The following is a 14,357-nucleotide window of genomic DNA, read 5'->3' as shown; positions in this document are numbered from 1 at the left end:
CCACAAAACAACATCAGATGCAAAACTGCAACCGATGAAAAACACATACGTGTGTAGTAAAGTTCGCGCATGGTGGGACTGCGGGAGCGCAAGAAGCAGCGCACACGCCGGGCGCTGGTCGAAGCAGCGCTCCGGCTGTTCGAGGAGAAGGGCTTCGAGGACACCACGCTGGCGGAGATCGCCGCCGAGGCCGAGGTGTCGACACGTACGTTCTTCAGCTACTTCGCCGGCAAGGACGACGTGCTCTTCTACGACGTCGACTCACGTCTGGAGCGCACGCTCGACCTGATCGCGCACCGCGAGCCGGGCGAGTCGCTGGCCGCACTGCTGATCCGGATGGTGAAGTCCAGCTTCGAGTGGACCGTCAACGACGGGGACTTCGACCTGCTGATGGCGCCCCAGCGGATCGGCCTCATCATGTCGGAGCCCGCGCTGCAGGCCAGGGCGCTGCACCTGCTGTTCGACAGCCAGCTCAGGGTGGCCGAGGCGCTGCACAGGAACTACTCGGACGAGCTGGACGAGATCGAGGCCGCCGCCGCGGTCGGCGCGCTCGTCGGCGCGACCAAGCTCGCCGCGATGGTCAGCATCACCAGGGGCGACTCGATGGAGCAGATGGGCGCCGCGCTGATCCGCGCGGTCGAGATCGCCGTGGGGGGGATCGGCTCGCTCGGCTGACCTGGCGCCGATCCCCTCCGGCAGGGTGTCAGGCTTCCCTGCGCAGGCGGACCAGAGCGCTGGCGTAGTCCTCGTCCCTGGGCAGCTCGAGCGGGAGCCCGCCGGACATGAGCACCGCGCCGTGGTGGAGCACGCCGGTGTCCTCGTCCCGGTAGCGGCCGAGCGGGTCGAGCCCCTCCAGGCGCAGCGGCGGCTCCGGGGTCCCGTGCCTGACCGGGCCCCGCCAGGCCAGGACGACCACGCGGTCCTCGTGCGCGTACTGCACGCCGTACGGCAGCCTGTGCTGGACCCCGAGTTGCACGACCGGGCGGATGTCCTTGTAGACGGCGACCAGCGCGGCGGCCTGCTCGAGCTCTTCGGGGCTCCATCGCGGCAGGTCACCGCCGATGCCGAGCGCGCCGGCCATCGCGATGTGGAAGCGGAAGGCCAGCGGCGTGCGGCGGTGGGTGATCGGGTTCGGGCTGTCGGTGACCCAGGCGGCCATCACGCGTGCCGGATACACCTGGCCGAAGCCGCGCTGGATGGCGATCCGGTCGAAGGCGTCGGTGTTGTCGGAGGTCCACACCTGGTCGGTGCGCGCCAGGATGCCCAGGTCGGTGCGCCCGCCGCCGCCCGCACACGCCTCGACGCGCAGGTGCGGATGGTCGGCGCGCAGCCGGTCGAGGATGGCGTAGACGGCGCGGACGTGGCCGATCCACGCGCGGTCGTCTGCCACCTCGGTGAAGGGGCGGTTGCAGTCCCACTTGAGGAAGTCGATCTCGTGCTCGCTGACCAGCCGGTGCAGCCACTTGTGCGCCCAGTCGGCCACCTCGGGCTTCGACAGGTCGAGCACGAGCTGGTTGCGCAGCTCGGTGCGCGGGCGGCCCGGCTGGTGCAGCACCCAGTCGGGGTGGGCGCGGTAGAGGTCGCTGTCGGGGTTGACCATCTCCGGCTCCACCCACAGCCCGAAGCGCATGCCGAGCCGGTGCACCTCGTCGATCAGCGGCGCCAGCCCGCCGGGGAAGCGCTCCGGGTTCGGCCACCAGTCGCCGAGCCCGGCCCTGTCGCTGGTGCGCCCGCCGAACCAGGCGTCGTCCATCACGAACAGCTCGGTCCCCACCTGCGCGGCCAGCGCGGCGAGCTCCTTCTGGCCAGCCTCGCCCACGTCGAACCCGACCGCCTCCCAGGAGTTGTAGATCACCGGCCGCAGCTCGTCCGGCTCGGGCAGCACGTGCTTGGTCACGTAGTCGTGCCACCTACGGCTGGCGCCGCCGTACCCGTGAGCCGAATAGAGCCCGGCGAAGACCGGCGTGACCCACTCCTGGCCCGGCTCGAGCCGCCAGGACAGGCCCTCGTGGCCGAACCCGCCCGTCCAGCCTGCCCGGCCCGCCGGGTCGCGCGTGACCGTGATGCGCCAGCTGCCGCTCCAGGCCAGCGCGCCGCTCCAGACCTCGCCGTGCCGCTCGGTGGCGTCGCCGGCGTCGAGCATGACCCACGGGTTGGCGGCGTGACTGGTCATGCCGCGCCTGCTGGTGAGCGTCGTCTCGGCCGTGGTCAGGTCGGCACGGACCAGCTGGTTCTCGGCCCCCCAGTCGCCGGCCACGTGGCTGAGCCGGTAACCGTCCCGCATCGGAACGCTCCACGCCGCCGAGTCGCAGCGCAGCAGCGTCACCGGCACCTGGCAGACCAGCCGCGTCCAGCGCTCGATCACGTCGCCGTCGTCGTACACGCGGTAGTGCAGCTCGAGCTCCAGTGGCTCGTGCGCGTCGGCGAAGCGCAGGACCAGGTGGCCGCCGTCGGCCTCGTACGCCTTGAAGCGCCAGTCCACGCCGCGCACGCCGCCCGGGAAGGCGATCTGCAGCGACGGCGTGTGGAAGCGTGCGCCCGCCTCGGTGACCAGCTCGTCGCGCGCCCCGCCGCCGTCGAAACTGCTGACCCGCCGTGCTCCCGAGGGCAGCGAAGCCGCCTGCTCCAGCGTCAGAACCGGGCCCCAGTACAGGTGCACGGGCACGTCATCGGCGTCGAGGCGCAGGGCGTAACTCGTGGCAGGGGTGCGCAGCAGCCACGTACGGCTGTCCGCGTCGAAGGTCACCGATCGCATGCACCGGAGCCTAGGTGCTAGGCCGGGCCAATTCAATTCTTGACAAAGTTAATTAATGTAGACTTCCAGCCGTGCTGATGACTCCCGCGGCGGCCACGGTGTTCGCCATGGTCCTCAAGCAGGGCCCGGTGTCGAGAGTGGAGATCGCCAGGCGGACCGGGCTGTCCTCGGCCGCCGTCACCAAGGCGGCCAGGCCCTTCCTCGACGCCGGCTACCTGGAGGAGCTGGAGGCGACAGAGCGTTCGGGGCCCGGCGCGGGGCGGCCCGCAAGCCCGCTGGCCATCAGGCCGGAACGCGAGTACTTCGCCGGCGTGAAGATCACCGGCGACGAGCTCATCGGCGTGGTGACCGACCTGCGCGCCCAGGTCGTGGCCTCCGCCCGCCGCCCGCTCGGCACGCGCGAGGTCGACGGCGTCGTGGCCGCGCTGGCCGAGCTGGTGCGCGACCTGCTCGCCGCCGACCCCGCCTACCGCCGGCGCTGCCGCTACCTGGGGCTGGCCATCTCCGGCGACGTCTCCGGCGGCCTGGTGCGCTACTCGCCCTTCCTCGGCTGGCGCCAGGTCCAGCTGGGCGAGCTCGCCGCCCGGGCCACCGGTCTGGTCGTGACCGTCGAGAACGACGTCAAGGCGCTGACCGTGGCCGAGCAGTGGTTCGGCGAGGGCGTGGGGGCCTCCTCCTTCGCGCTCGTCACGGTCGGCGTCGGCATCGGCTGCGGGCTCGTCGTCGACGACCGGGTCATGGCCGGATCCCACGGCGTGGCGGGCGAGATCGGCCACATCCCGGTCGGCGGGTCCGAGCCGCCCTGCCACTGCGGCGGTCGCGGCTGCGTCGAGGCCATCGCCGGCACCGCGCCCATCGTGGCCGCGGCGCGCGCGGCGACCGGTGACCCCGGGCTCACCATCGACGGCGCCATCGAGGCCGCGCACGCGGGACATCCCGGCGCTCTCGAGGTGCTGGCGGCGGCGGGCGACGCGATAGGCCTGGCCATGGCCGCCATGGCCAACCTGTTCGGACCCGAGCGGATCATCGTGACCGGCGACGTGCCCGGGCTCACCGCCTACGACGGCTTCGAGGAGCGGCTCAGGAGCTCCTTCACCGGCCAGGCCTTCGGCGCGGCGGCCGACTGCCGGCTCATCCTGCGGCCCCGCCCCTTCGAGCAGTGGGCACGCGGCGCCGCCGCCGTCGCCATCCAGACCCTCTTCACCCTCCACGAGCGCTAGCGACCCAGACCGCGGGCTTCGCATCCTCGCCGGGGGACTTCGCATCCTCGCGGGGGAGACCGAGCTGCGCATCCTCGCGGGGAGGCCGAGTCGCTCATCCTCACGGCGAGAGCCGAGCCGCGCATTGTCACGGCGGGAGCCGAGCTACGTATCGTCACGGGGGAAGCCGAGCTGCGCTTACGCAGCGGCCGTCCGATCGCGGCGGCGAAGGCGTCGGCGGACCGCCGCCCCGGGCCACGGATAGAGCGCCAGGAACGTCGCTGAGGACGTCGTAGAGGTGCGCGATCCGGAGGGGTGGTGCGTGTGGCCGGGCAGGTCCCTGCATGGACGCTGCGGCCTTCTGGACGCCGGACAGCGGCGAGCATGGGGGACTGCCGCCATCCTGGCGCAGGCCGCGCACGACCTCGCTGATGCGGGGCGCTCCGGTGGGGCTGCCTCGTGGGGGCGATGTCCCCGTGCATGTTCACTGACGCCGAGACGTACCGGCCTGTTCGGATCTGGGCGGGCGCGAGTTCGGCTTCTGGGTGGAGCACCTCGCAATCCCTCCGACGGGCTGGTGCTGCGGCTCGACTTCAGCAGACGGCACTTCGCGCACACGCTCGCCGCCGTGGCCGCCTGGCGGAAACCCTGGTCGGGAGGCGCCCTGGATCGCGCGGCGCCTGTGTCGGTGTCTCCGGGTGTCTGCGTACCCGTGTGTGCTCTCGTGTCCGTGTCCGTGTTCCTGCGGGAGGCGTTTCCCGGGCTCGTGCGCTGGTGCTTCGCGGGGCGTCTGTGGGGCCGGGCTCGTGGGGGGGGTGTCGGAGTGGGGGTGCGGCTGGGCTGCGACGCGCGCGGGGTGGGGTGGCGTGTCGTGGGTGGTGGGTGTCCTGTGGGGGGCGCCTGAGCTGGGGGAATGGGAGGCGGGCCGTACTCGGAAGGTCAAAACATCGAACCTGTGTTCGTGGAAGTGGTTGACACCGAAGGTGATCGAAATTATGTTCGACCCAGTGACCGTGAGACTCGCGGCTCGCGGTCGAAGGACCTGGTCGTGGGCTTTCGCTTCCCCCAAGCGTGGCCCGCGATCAGGCTCCACGGGCGAAGGGCGCGTCCTCGTCGTCGGCGGAGACGAGTGGGCGTGTCCTGGCCGGACGGGGAGAGGGGAAGCTCCTCGTCCGGCCTGCTCGGAGGGGGGAGGTTCCTCGTCCGAGCCTGCTCGGCGGAAATGTCGGTGGCGTCTGCGAATGTTGGCTCCACCGGCGGGAACGCCGGAACCTCAAGGAGGCGCGCAAGATGTCCCCACGGCTCAGTGACACGCAAGGGCCCAGGTTGTCGCCCGCGGTCCGGGCACACCTGGCGGATTCACGTTCTTGCCTGGCGGAGGCGACGACGGCTCGCACCCCGGCTTCACGATATGTGTCGGCACACCTGGCGGCCCTGCGAGCGGCGGCCGCGATCCTTGCCGCCCGGCCACGCCCGATGGAGGGCCGCCGGCGCCGCCTGCGCAGCGCCTGGGAGCTCCTGCCCGAGGCGGAGCCGCAGCTGGCGGAGTGGGCGGCCTACTTCGCGGTGAGCGCCGGCAAGCGCGCGGCCGCCGAGGCGGGCGTCGTCCGCGGCATCTCCCGCGCCGACGCCGACGAACTCCTGGCCGACGCCGAAACCTTCGTCACCACTGTCGAGTCCCTCCTGGGCATCCCCACCCAACCCCAACTCCCCATCGACGTCCCCCTAGCCGGCTAACCCCAGCACCTCGCCCCCACCACACGACCAAACCCCACCCGAGACCGCCCTCGCCCACCCCGACCGCGTAATAACCCATCTCCGGCCACGCCCGCCGCCGCCCGGCCCGTCCGCCCCCGGCCGAGCTCGTCCACTCCGGCTGCCCTCATTGGGCTGCGTAACCACCACCGCACTCGTTCATTGCGGGCCGCCCTCACCGACTCCGGCCGCGTGATCACCCCGCTCCGGTCACGGCCGCCCATCCGGCTACCATCCCCGCCCCGGGCCGCTCCTTCCCGGACGGGCTCGTCCAGTCCGGCCGCCCAAGCTGACTCCGGCCGCGTATAGCCCCGCCTCGGTCGCGTGTAACCCCACCCGGGCCGTGCTTTTCCCATCCGGACCGCGTAGCCGCGGCGGCGGCCCGCTTGGTCGCATGCGGGCCATCCCGGCAGGTCTCTTCGCGTCCGCGCTTGTCCACTTACGGCTCCGCCAGCAGTGCGTTGGGTTGTTGGCGCTCATCTCGTCGGCGGGGCGCCCGCGACTACACGTGCGGTCGCGTGCCGGGGTTGTCTGGGTGGCTTAGCGTGCTCGGACACGGTGTCGTCGGCGGTGCGTCCGTCATGCCCGCCTCTTTCCACGCTTGCTGCCGTATGTCGATCGGGGGTGGGCGGGGAGGAGGTCTCTGACTAGAGTCAGAGAAATGGATGATGGCTTGGTGGGGCGGGTGCGGCGGTTCAATCGGGTGGTTGCTCAGCGGGTGGGTGCGCTGGATGAGGCGTTTCTGGCGCGGGGGCGGCCCATGGGGCAGGCGCGGCTGCTCTGGGAGGTCGGTCCCGAAGGCAGCGAGGTGCGGGCGCTGCGGGCTCGCCTGGAGCTCGACTCGGGATACCTGAGCAGGTTGCTGCGCGCGCTGGAGGCGCAGGGGCTGGTCAGGGTCGAGGCGGGAGGCGACGACGGCCGGGTGCGGGTGGCGCGGCTGACCGAGTCCGGCTTGGCCGAGCGGGAAGAGCTGGACAAACGGTCCGACGACCTGGCCGCCGGGATGCTCGGCCCGCTCAGCGAGGACCAGCGCGAGCGGCTGGTGACCGCGATGGGGGAGGTGGAGCGGCTGCTGATCGCGTCCATGGTGCGGGTGGCCGTGACCGATCCGCGTCACCCCGACGCCCGGCACTGCGTCCGCGAGTACTTCGCCGAGCTGGGCGGCAGGTTCGAGGCCGGCTTCGACCCGAGGCAGAGCATCTCCGCCGATGACGAGGAGCTGACGCCGCCCAGGGGGCTGCTGCTGGTGGCCACGCTGCACGCCGAGCCCGTCGGATGCGGCGCGCTCAAGCTGCACGACGACGGCATCGCCGAGGTCAAGCGGATGTGGGTCGCCCCGTCCGTGCGCGGCCTGGGCCTGGGACGCCGGCTGCTGGCCGAGCTGGAAGCGCAAGCCGTACGGCATGCCGCCACCAAGCTCCGCCTGGAGACCAACCGCACGCTGACCGAGGCCATCAGCCTGTACAGGGCGGCCGGATTCCGCGAGGTCGAGGCGTTCAACGACGAACCGTACGCACACCACTGGTTCGAAAAGGATGTTACCTTGGTAACATGGTAACAATCGAGAGAGCCCAGACCGGCCTCCGCATCGAGCGGAACCTGCTCAAGACGCTCAAGGGCCTGGCCGAGTACCTCGACATCTCGCTAGGCGACCTGGTCGAGGGCATCGCGCTGCACGCCTTCGAGGGCAAGGCGCCCTTCTCGGCGGCCACGATGGAGAAGATCGAGCAGCTCAAGGCCGTCTACGGCCTCACGCTCACGGCCGACGACGCGCACAAGCTGGTGGAGAAATGAGCACCCGCCATCGACTGACCGGCGAGATCGTCGTGCCACTGCCTCCGGAGGAGGCGTTCGCGCTGTTCACGCCGCGCGGGGAGGGGGCGTGGGCGGCCGGATGGAAGCCGCGCTTCCCGCACGAGACCCCGGACGACTCCGAGCCGGGCACGGTCTTCGAGACCGACGCCCACGGTGAGGTGACCACCTGGGTGGTGCTGGAACGCGAGCCGGGTCGCCGCATCTCCTACGCCCGCCTCACCCCCGGATCCCGTGCGGGCACCGTATCGGTCCTGCTCAAGCCGGAAGGCAAGGTAGAGGTCACCTACGACCTGACGGCCCTGTCCGAGCACGGCGAGCACGCGCTTGACCGCTTCGCGGCGGGCTACGCGGACTACCTCAGCTCCTGGGAGCAGGCCATCAAGAAGGGGACGCCCTCACCGTCGGCGCCCCCTTCCGCTGCGTAGGCCTAGAACGACTCCACGGCCCGGCGCGCCTCGGCGTCCAGCACGCCCCAGCTGATGAGCTCTTCGGTCAGCTCGCTGGGCGACTTGTCATAAATGACGGCGAGCGAGCGCAGGTCCTCCTGCCGGATGGAGAGGACCTTGCCGTTGTAGTCACCCCGCTGCGACTGGATCGTGGCCGCGTAGCGAGCCAGCGCGCCCGCCTTCTCCTTGGGCAGAGTCGCCAGGCGCTCCAGGTCGATGACAAGCTTCGGCGTCGGGCCGAGCGGCGAGGGCGCCGCACCCCCGGGCAGCAGCTCGGAAACCGGAACCCCGTAGAAATCGGCGAGCTCGGCCAGTTTCTGCACCGTTACAGCCCGGTCGCCACGCTCGTAGGAGCCCACGACCACGGCTTTCCAGCGACCACGCGACTTCTCTTCGACCCCATGCAGGGACAGCCCCTGCTGGGTGCGGATGGCGCGGAGTCGTGCACCAAGCGACTTTGCGTACTCAGACGGCATCCTGTGGCCCCCCGGCTCTCGTATGTATCGCTCTCAGTAGATTGTGCTCCCTTGCGACGATTGCCCAAGCCACCGGGGGGTGTGGTGCCGAGCTCGGCACCATCGGTAGCCATGGCCCTGGGTTTACCCCAGAACGTCGCGCGGTGTGGTTACGCACAGTGACGGTAAAGGGGTGGAAGCCTAAGGTCAAGCTGATTGGAAAAAAGATGCCGAATCCGGTCCGAGATAGAAAGCCGCAAACGCCCCCCTTGTCCCACCAGTAACACTACTTCGTCAGAGTTTGCCGAGAGGCGCGGTTGATGTCACCGCTTGGTTACGGGTTCACGGGTCAGGATCATCACGGGCACCGGGGCGGCCCGGACGATCTTGATCGAGATGTCGCCCAGGAAGACCCGCCGCAGCGGCCCGGCGTCGCTGGAGGCGCACACGATCAGCTCGCCCGGTAGCCACGAGGTGGCGGCCATCGCGCCCACCACGTTCCGCCCGTCGAGCACCTCCACGTCGACCTGGACGCGCCGCTGCCCGCGCGCGGCCATCTTGAGGTCGGCCGCCGCCTGTTCGCGCAGCCGCAGCAGCATCTCCTCGTGGATCTTGGCCCTCCGCCCGCCGCTGACCACCAGCGTCACCAGCCGCAGCGGTACGTCGAGCGCCGCCGCCAGCTGGGCCGCCGCGGTGAGCCCGGTGTCACAGCTGGTCCCGCGCCGGTAGGCGAAGGTCAGCCGTTCGATGGCCGTCGGGGGTGCCTCGCCGTACCCCTTGGGCGCCAGCGCGACCGGCACGGGCGAGGAGTGCAGCAGCTGGTCGGCGGTGCTGCCGAGCGAGATGCGCCCGCGCGCGCCGCGTGGCGCCGAGCCGATCACCACCACGTCGGCCTCCTGCTTGCGGGCCAGCTCGCCCAGCCCGCGGCCGCTGCCCTTCTGGAAGTGGGCGACGAACGAGGCGTCCGAGCCGACCACGGCGCGCGCCTGGTCCAGCGTCGCCTCGGCCTCCTCGCGCAGGAAGGCCAGCCAGGCGGACTCATCGGTCCTGCCCGGCCCCGGCGTGGTCCACGGCGGCGGCTGGACGGTCGCCACCGTCAGCTCCGCCTCGGCCTGCTTGGCGAGCAGTTCGGCGAGCGCCAGCCCGTCCCGACCCCGCGGCTCGGTAATGAACCCGGCTAGCACCTTGGCGAGCTTCATGGGGTCACCTCGGTATTCAGCCGCGAGTGGCGATAGCCGTACAGGAAGTAGCAGATCAGGCCGAACAGCATCCACAGGCCGAACGCGATCCAGGTGACGCCGGCCAGCCCTGCCATGACCAGCAGGCAGAGGATCGCACCCAGGATCGGGAAGAACGGGAAGAGCGGGACGTGGAAGGTGCGCGGCAGCTCGGGGCTGCGGTAGCGCAGCACGATCACGCCGATGTTGACGATGAAGAAGGCGAACAGCGTGCCGATGCTGGTGGCCTCGGCCAGCTGCCCGAGCGGGATGAACCCGGCCAGCACCACGATGAAGCCGGTCACGATGAGCGTGTTGGCGACGGGCACCTGGTGGCGCGGGTTGACCTTCTGGAAGATGCGCGGGATGAGCCCGTCGCGAGACATCGCGAACAGGATGCGGGTCTGGCCGTACATGACCGTCAGCACCACGCTGGCGATGGCGATGACCGCGCCGAACGAGACGATGATGCCGGGCCAGGTGGCGCCGGTGGCCTGGTTCACGATCACCGACAGGCTGGCCTCGGTGCTCTCCGGGTTGAACTCCGTCCAGGGCATCGCGCCGATGGCGGCCACGGCGACGAACACGTAGATGACCGTCACGATGAGCAGGGAGAAGAGGATCGCCAGCGGCAGGTCCCGCTTGGGGTTCTTGGCCTCCTCGCCCGCGGTCGAGGCCGCGTCGAAGCCGATGTAGGAGAAGAACACCTGCGAGGCGGCCGCCGTGATGCCCGCCACCCCCAGGGGCGCGAACGGCGTGAAGTTCCCCGACTCGAAGGCGGTGAAGGCCACGACGCAGAAGAAGACCAGCACGACCACCTTGATCATGACGAAGATCGTGTTGGCGGTGGCCGACTCCGACGCCCCCCGCAGCAGCAGCCAGGAGCACAGCACCACGATGAGGATGGCCGTGAGATTGATCACACCGCCCTTGTCGCCGGGGGAGTGCGTGATCGCGGCCGGCAGTGTCCAGCCGAACAGGTCGTGCAGGAACGAGTTGAGGTACTCGCCCCAGCCGACCGCCACGGCGGCGACCGAGACGGCGTACTCCAGCATCAGGCACCACCCGCACACCCACGCCACGAGCTCGCCGAGCGTGGCGTAGGCGTAGGAGTAGGACGAGCCGGACACCGGGATCGTCCCGGCCAGCTCGGCGTAGGACAGGGCCGAGAACAGCGCCGTGATGGCGGCCAGCACGAACGACAGCACCACCGCCGGTCCCGCCTTCGGCACGGCCTGACCCAGGATGACGAAGATGCCGGTGCCGAGCGTGGCGCCCACGCTGAACAGCGTGAGCTGCCACAGCGTCATCGTGCGGCGCAGATCGCCCCCCTCGCCGTGGCCCCCCTCGGCCACGATCTGCTCGGTGGGTTTGGTGCGGAGAAGTCTCTGGGTCAGTGCCATGGGTGGCCTCCTAAAGCGTGCTGGTGAGGGGCCACCTGGCGTTCGGCGTGATGATCGTGCCCGCCGCGCCCTCCAGGATCTGTTCGGCCTGGTCGAGCTTGCCGATGGCGGCCATGTCGCCGGTCGTCTCCACGAACCGGCACACCGCTTCCACCTTCGGCCCCATCGATCCGGCGGGGAACTCGATGGCGCGCAGTTCGTGCGGTGTGGTGTGGGCGATCTCGGTCTGCTGCGGCGTGCCGAAGTCCCTCAAGACCCGCGGCACGTCGGTCAGGATCAGGAACGCGTCACACTCCAGCGCCTCGGCCAGCATCGACGCGGTCAGGTCCTTGTCGATGACGGCCTCCACGCCGGCCAGGCGGCCCTGCGCGTCGCGCATGACGGGCACGCCCCCGCCGCCCGCGGACACCACGACGACGCCCTCGCGGACCATCTTGCGGATCAGCCGGGTCTCCACCACCCGCTGCGGCGTGGGGGAGGGCACCACGCGGCGCCAGTACTGGCCGTCGGGCTTGACCGTCCAGCCGTACTCCTCGGCCAGCTTCTCGGCCTCGTCCTGGTCGTAGACCTGCCCGACGAACTTGGTCGGGTTGCCGAAGGCGGGGTCGACGGCCGAGACCAGCGTCTGGGTGACCATGGCCAGCACCTGGCGGCCCGGCAGGGCGTTCTGCAGCGCCTGCAGCATCCAGTAGCCGATCATGCCCTGCGTCTCGGCGCCGATGGTGTCCAGCGGGTACGGCTTGGTCAGGTTCTGGTCGCTGGTGCTCTCCAGCGCCAGCACGCCGACCTGCGGGCCGTTCCCGTGGGTGATGATCAGCTCGTGCTTCTCGGCCAGCTTGGCCAGCGTCTTGACCGCGACGGAGACGTTGGCGATCTGGCTCTCGGCGTCCGGCTTCTGCCCGCGCTGCAGCAGCGCGTTGCCCCCCAGGGCGACGATCACGCGCATCGGGCTCAACCCCCGAGGGCGGCCGAGTATGCTCGTGCCTTGATCGTGTCTGCCCGAAGGGCACCGATTGAACGCATATCAATCCCCCAGAGTGGCCACCATGATGGCCTTGATCGTGTGCAGCCGGTTCTCCGCCTCGTCGAAGACGATCGAGCGGGGCGACTCGAAGACCGACTCGGTCACCTCGAGCGCGTCCAGGCCTGTCTTCTCGTAGATCTCCGCGCCCACCTTGGTCTCCCTGTTGTGGAAGGCGGGCAGGCAGTGCATGAACTTCACCCTGGGGTTGCCGGTGGCCTTGATCACTTTGTCGTTGACCTGGTACGGCATGAGCAGCTTGATCCGCTCGTCCCACACCGACGCGGGCTCGCCCATCGACACCCACACGTCGGTGTAGAGGAAGTCGACGCCCTTGACGCCCTTGGCCACGTCGTCGGTGATGGTGACCGTGGCGCCGGTCTCCTTGGCCAGGTCCTTGGCGGGCTTGACCACCATGTTCACGTCGGGCTGCAGCTTCTTGGGCGCGACCAGGCGCACGTCCATGCCGAACATGGCGCCGGTGACCAGCAGTGAGTGGCCCATGTTGTTGCGCGCGTCACCGAGGTAGGCGAAGCTGACCTGGTTCAGCGGTTTGTCGCTGTGCTCCTGCATGGTGAGCATGTCGGCCAGCATCTGCGTCGGGTGCCACTCGTCGGTCAGCCCGTTCCACACGGGCACCCCCGAGTACTGCGCCAGCTCCTCGACGTAGATCTGCTTGCTGCCGCGGTACTCGATCCCGTCGAACATCCGCCCGAGCACCCGCGCGGTGTCCTTGACCGACTCCTTGTGCCCCATCTGCGACCCGGACGGGTCCAGGTAGGTCACGTGCGCGCCCTGGTCGTGCGCGGCGACCTCGAACGCGCAGCGGGTGCGCGTCGAGGACTTCTCGAAGATGAGCGCGATGTTCTTGTCCTTGAGCCGCTGCTGCTCGACGCCGGCGTACTTGGCCGCCTTCAGGTCGGCCGACAGCCGCAGCAGGTAGCCGAACTCCGCCGGCGTGAAGTCGAGCTCCTTGAGGAAGCTGCGGTTGCGCAGGTTGAACCCCATGACAATTCCCCCTAAAAGACCCCGCGATGGCAGGCGCTAGATGCCGGCGCGCTCGAGCGGGCAGCTCATACAGCGCGGCCCGCCACGGCCCCTGCCCAGCTCGCTGCCCCTGATCGTGATGACCTCGATGCCGTTGTCGCGCAGGAAGTTGTTGGTCGTGGTGTTGCGCTCGTAGGCGACGACCACGCCCGGCTCGATGGCCAGCACGTTGCACCCGTCGTCCCACTGCTCGCGCTCGGCCGCGAAGACGTCCTGCGTGGCGGTGAGGACCTTGATGTCGTCCATGTCGAGCGCCCTGGCGATGGCCTTGTGCATGTCCTCGGCCGGGTGGTCGGTGACCTTGAGCTCCTTCTCGGTGTCACCGGGCTCGATCGTGTACGACGGCAGCATGCCCAGCCCCGCGTACTTGGTGAACACGCCCACGTCCACGTTGGTCATGACCGTGTCCAGGTGCATGAACGCGCGGGCCTTGGGCATGTTGAGCGCCACGATCTTCTTGGCGCCGCCGGACCTGAACAGGTTGTGTGCCAGCATCTCGACGGCCTGCGGCTGGGTGCGCTCGCTCATGCCGATCAGTACGGCGCCGCGGCCGATGACCAGCACGTCGCCGCCCTCCATCGTGGCCGGCGCGACCGCGGTGCCGGGCATCCAGACGTTGAACCCGCCCGCTTCCGGCTTGTCGTACCCGGAGGCGAACGTCGGATGGTAGCGGTAGACCGCCTCCAGGTTCACCGTCTCGGCCTGCCGTGCCTTCTTGCGCATCGCGTTGATCGAGACGCCGTTGTAGATCCAGCACGAGGTGTCGCGGGTGAACAGGTGGTTGGGCAGCGGCGGAAGGATGAAGTCCTCCGGGTCGTGCGCATGGTAGGACACGCTCTTGGGATCGACACCGCGCTCCATCATCTCGGCCTTGGTGATGCCACCGGTCAGGAACTGCTGCAGGTCGGCCGAGGGCATGGCGTCCAGCGCGTTGCGGATGGCGTCAGTGGCCAGCGGGCCCATGAAGCGCTCGTCGATCACGTGCTCCAGCACGTGCTTGCGCGCATCGGGGATGTCGAGGGTCTCGCGGAGCAGGTCGGCCAGCATGTAGACCTTGATGCCGCGATCGCGCAGCACCTGCTGCCACTCCTCGTGCTCCTCCACGGCCCGCTGGACCCACAGGACGTCGTCGAAGAGGAATTCGTCCTTGTTGGTGGGGGTGAGCCGCTTGAGCGCCAGCTCGGGCTTGTGCAGCATCACCTGCTGGAGCTTGCCCACCTCGGAATCGACGTGAAAGGTCATTG

Annotated in this window: 13 protein-coding genes; 6 read left to right on the top strand and 7 right to left on the bottom strand. The window is 69.8% G+C overall.

The genetic code is table 11. From position 1 onward, the window contains the following. Nucleotides 1-69 precede the first annotated feature (69 nt). Entirely contained in the window at nucleotides 70-675 is a 606-nt protein-coding gene (locus ACIBHX_RS11335) for a TetR/AcrR family transcriptional regulator (RefSeq protein ID WP_397066500.1), read from the top strand. Nucleotides 676-703: 28 nt separating this feature from the next. On the opposite strand, the gene ACIBHX_RS11330 is transcribed toward ACIBHX_RS11335, so the two are convergent. Continuing rightward, nucleotides 704-2,755: an alpha-galactosidase gene (locus tag ACIBHX_RS11330; protein WP_397066498.1), complete on the bottom strand. Its 2,052-nt coding sequence runs from the start codon at nucleotides 2,753-2,755 to the stop codon at nucleotides 704-706. 77 nt (nucleotides 2,756-2,832) lie between these two features. On the opposite strand from ACIBHX_RS11330, the gene ACIBHX_RS11325 reads away from it, so the two are divergent. From ACIBHX_RS11325 to ACIBHX_RS11305, 5 genes are all read left to right on the top strand, one after another. Then, nucleotides 2,833-3,975, top strand: a complete 1,143-nt coding sequence (locus ACIBHX_RS11325) for an ROK family protein (protein WP_397067061.1) — start codon at nucleotides 2,833-2,835, stop codon at nucleotides 3,973-3,975. A gap of 1,392 nt (nucleotides 3,976-5,367) precedes the next feature. Then, entirely contained in the window at nucleotides 5,368-5,691 is a 324-nt protein-coding gene (locus ACIBHX_RS11320) for an SAV_6107 family HEPN domain-containing protein (protein WP_397066497.1), read from the top strand. A gap of 679 nt (nucleotides 5,692-6,370) precedes the next feature. Then, nucleotides 6,371-7,267, top strand: coding sequence for a GNAT family N-acetyltransferase (locus tag ACIBHX_RS11315; RefSeq protein ID WP_397066496.1), 897 nt, complete (start codon nucleotides 6,371-6,373; stop codon nucleotides 7,265-7,267). Next, nucleotides 7,261-7,503 carry a hypothetical protein gene (locus ACIBHX_RS11310; protein WP_397066495.1) on the top strand — a complete coding sequence of 81 codons (243 nt, stop codon included), beginning with the start codon at nucleotides 7,261-7,263 and terminating at the stop codon, nucleotides 7,501-7,503. Before ACIBHX_RS11315 ends, ACIBHX_RS11310 begins: the two co-directional genes overlap by 7 nt. Beyond that, a complete protein-coding gene (locus ACIBHX_RS11305; RefSeq protein WP_397066493.1) occupies nucleotides 7,500-7,949 on the top strand; it encodes an SRPBCC family protein in 450 nt (149 codons plus the stop codon). The genes ACIBHX_RS11310 and ACIBHX_RS11305 overlap by 4 nt, the downstream gene beginning before the upstream one ends. Nucleotides 7,950-7,951: 2 nt before the next feature. Here the strand turns inward: ACIBHX_RS11305 and ACIBHX_RS11300 are convergent, their stop codons facing one another. From ACIBHX_RS11300 to ACIBHX_RS11275, 6 genes are all read right to left on the bottom strand, one after another. Further along, on the bottom strand, nucleotides 7,952-8,446 hold the full coding sequence (locus tag ACIBHX_RS11300; RefSeq protein ID WP_026214021.1) for a transcriptional regulator: 495 nt from the start codon (nucleotides 8,444-8,446) through the stop codon (nucleotides 7,952-7,954). A gap of 302 nt (nucleotides 8,447-8,748) precedes the next feature. Continuing rightward, nucleotides 8,749-9,624, bottom strand: a complete 876-nt coding sequence (locus tag ACIBHX_RS11295; RefSeq protein ID WP_397066491.1) for a universal stress protein — start codon at nucleotides 9,622-9,624, stop codon at nucleotides 8,749-8,751. Continuing rightward, the gene (locus tag ACIBHX_RS11290; protein WP_397066490.1) at nucleotides 9,621-11,045 is read right to left on the bottom strand and encodes an amino acid permease; all 1,425 of its coding nucleotides are present in this window, start codon (nucleotides 11,043-11,045) and stop codon (nucleotides 9,621-9,623) included. Before ACIBHX_RS11290 ends, ACIBHX_RS11295 begins: the two co-directional genes overlap by 4 nt. 10 nt (nucleotides 11,046-11,055) lie before the next feature. Further along, nucleotides 11,056-11,991, bottom strand: coding sequence for a carbamate kinase (gene arcC / locus ACIBHX_RS11285; RefSeq protein WP_397066489.1), 936 nt, complete (start codon nucleotides 11,989-11,991; stop codon nucleotides 11,056-11,058). Nucleotides 11,992-12,069: 78 nt separating this feature from the next. Then, complete coding sequence (gene argF / locus ACIBHX_RS11280) at nucleotides 12,070-13,074, bottom strand: ornithine carbamoyltransferase (RefSeq protein ID WP_397066487.1); 1,005 nt, start codon at nucleotides 13,072-13,074, stop codon at nucleotides 12,070-12,072. A gap of 36 nt (nucleotides 13,075-13,110) precedes the next feature. Further along, nucleotides 13,111-14,355 carry an arginine deiminase gene (locus tag ACIBHX_RS11275; RefSeq protein ID WP_397066485.1) on the bottom strand — a complete coding sequence of 415 codons (1,245 nt, stop codon included), beginning with the start codon at nucleotides 14,353-14,355 and terminating at the stop codon, nucleotides 13,111-13,113. Nucleotides 14,356-14,357 lie beyond the last annotated feature (2 nt).

This window comes from Nonomuraea sp. NPDC050536 (assembly GCF_044457685.1).
Lineage (GTDB): Bacteria > Actinomycetota > Actinomycetes > Streptosporangiales > Streptosporangiaceae > Nonomuraea.
Note: the sequence above shows the minus strand (reverse complement) of the source record. Positions and strands in the feature narration are given on the sequence as shown.

Bases quoted from the DNA above. Each gene is read 5' to 3' on its own strand.
- ACIBHX_RS11310 (WP_397066495.1), top strand. From the start codon at position 7,261: ATGGTAACAATCGAGAGAGCCCAGACCGGCCTCCGCATCGAGCGGAAC.
- ACIBHX_RS11295 (WP_397066491.1), bottom strand. From the start codon at position 9,624: ATGAAGCTCGCCAAGGTGCTAGCCGGGTTCATTACCGAGCCGCGGGGT.
- ACIBHX_RS11300 (WP_026214021.1), bottom strand. From the start codon at position 8,446: ATGCCGTCTGAGTACGCAAAGTCGCTTGGTGCACGACTCCGCGCCATC.
- arcC (WP_397066489.1), bottom strand. From the start codon at position 11,991: ATGCGCGTGATCGTCGCCCTGGGGGGCAACGCGCTGCTGCAGCGCGGG.
- ACIBHX_RS11290 (WP_397066490.1), bottom strand. From the start codon at position 11,045: ATGGCACTGACCCAGAGACTTCTCCGCACCAAACCCACCGAGCAGATC.
- ACIBHX_RS11315 (WP_397066496.1), top strand. From the start codon at position 6,371: ATGGATGATGGCTTGGTGGGGCGGGTGCGGCGGTTCAATCGGGTGGTT.
- ACIBHX_RS11275 (WP_397066485.1), bottom strand. From the start codon at position 14,355: ATGACCTTTCACGTCGATTCCGAGGTGGGCAAGCTCCAGCAGGTGATG.
- ACIBHX_RS11330 (WP_397066498.1), bottom strand. From the start codon at position 2,755: ATGCGATCGGTGACCTTCGACGCGGACAGCCGTACGTGGCTGCTGCGC.
- ACIBHX_RS11305 (WP_397066493.1), top strand. From the start codon at position 7,500: ATGAGCACCCGCCATCGACTGACCGGCGAGATCGTCGTGCCACTGCCT.
- ACIBHX_RS11335 (WP_397066500.1), top strand. From the start codon at position 70: ATGGTGGGACTGCGGGAGCGCAAGAAGCAGCGCACACGCCGGGCGCTG.
- ACIBHX_RS11325 (WP_397067061.1), top strand. From the start codon at position 2,833: ATGACTCCCGCGGCGGCCACGGTGTTCGCCATGGTCCTCAAGCAGGGC.
- argF (WP_397066487.1), bottom strand. From the start codon at position 13,074: ATGGGGTTCAACCTGCGCAACCGCAGCTTCCTCAAGGAGCTCGACTTC.